At 46.7% G+C, this 1,541-nt stretch carries 1 protein-coding gene; it reads right to left on the bottom strand.

What is annotated here, in order from left to right:
* Nucleotides 1-185 precede the first annotated feature (185 nt).
* A complete protein-coding gene (locus ACMTNU_RS20605) occupies nucleotides 186-1,379 on the bottom strand; it encodes a DUF5677 domain-containing protein (protein WP_413937161.1) in 1,194 nt (397 codons plus the stop codon).
* Nucleotides 1,380-1,541: the final 162 nt, after the last annotated feature.

Raw genomic sequence — 1,541 nt, forward strand, 5'->3', positions numbered from 1 at the left:
TCGGCCATTTTGCGACAATCGCGAACGCAAGCTTCGAGCCGGAAAGCTGCCGTTCATCACAGATGGTGTTCTCTCCGTGCTAGGCTAGGCTGGATCAACAAAGTGAATGGCATCAGGGCAATGGGCTCCTGAGATAGCAGAAGCGTTCAAGACTCTCAAGTTAATGCAAATGCTAGCCGAGTTGCCTAAGCCCCGGTAGCAGGAGGCTCTTCTTTTGCAACTCGCTTATTCTGGTTATACCATTCCTCGTGTGCTGAATTTACTCTCTGAAGACGGTCGACTAGATCATCTATTCGCACTTTAAGTGGTCTAGCTTGGGGGCTAACTGCGAGGAAGTTTTCATAATAATCCTTCGTAGCAGCCAGAATAAACACGCAAATCGAGGCAAGAATCCGCGTGTCCACTGATGATTCATTAAAGCTCGGCTCGAATCCTGCCTGCTTCGGTTCCAAGTGATGAAGGACTAAATCAACCCATGTCCCGTGAACTGCATGAGATGGAATCCGCTGAACCACTACATACGATTTCTCCATATCCAACGCCTTGAGGCGGTCTCGCATGCGCTCGCCCCATTCAGCATGCTTTCGACTTACGTCTTCGATTTGGAATCCTGAAATCTTGAAGAGTCGTTCTATTGAAGCAAGCATTCGTGTTTCAACTGGCAAGGCCTCGCCTTTACGTTGTTCTATGTTTTCCTTGATAATGTCGTACATCTCCCTCTCGGGGCCTAAAGAGACTTTGACATATTGATCAAATAATGCGTCGTCGTTTTTCAGAATAAGATATCGGACGTTGATCGCAGACTCCCCGAGACAGCGTAAGAGCGCAAGAATTACTTCACCCAACTCATCACCGTGGGAAAGTATCGCTAAGATGGCCTTCATGAATTTTACAATTCGGACTAGAAGACCGACGCAGATGGCTTGATTCCTACCGAAGATAACGTCAGTGACCTCTTCGTAACTTATTTTTGAACTTGTGCAAACAATTAGAACACCGGCAGTTTCCTTGAATAATTCGAACGCCAGCTTATCCAACTCCAAGCCCCCAGCATCGGAGCGATCAGCAAGAGTACCCATGGGTATATCAATACGCTCCGGCAGCATCCTGTGCATTTCACCATCGTGTTCCCCTTCCCGACTTCGCTGTTCCAGTTCTATCCATGCTGTGGTCTTAGCAAGAGATAGAACTCTCGGCTGAACGGTCTCAAGTACCGGATAGCCCTCCTCATCGAACACGACTGCGTCCATTGCGGTTTTAAGTTTTTCAGCTAAATGGGGGGCTACCTTAACTTTTCCGTCTTGCATGTGTTGGAAAAGTAGCTTGACGGCAATTTTAATGAACTCTTGCTCGCTGTTCTGATCTCTATCTTCTGGCATCTTCGTAGAGGAATAAGTGTAGAGTTATGTGTTGTCTATTTTCAAATGTCGCGATGAGTCTCTTGAAGGATACTAAGTCGTTTTAAGGGTTCTGTCTTTAGTACAAAGTGGTGAGCCAAGCATGACTCGAACAAGTTTAAAAATAGGTCGTAAAACGGCCAC

Origin of the sequence: Nitrospira sp. BLG_1 (genome assembly GCF_047338595.1) — a bacterium.
GTDB lineage: Bacteria > Nitrospirota > Nitrospiria > Nitrospirales > Nitrospiraceae > Nitrospira_D.

Bases quoted from the DNA above. Each gene is read 5' to 3' on its own strand.
- ACMTNU_RS20605 (WP_413937161.1), bottom strand. From the start codon at position 1,379: ATGCCAGAAGATAGAGATCAGAACAGCGAGCAAGAGTTCATTAAAATT.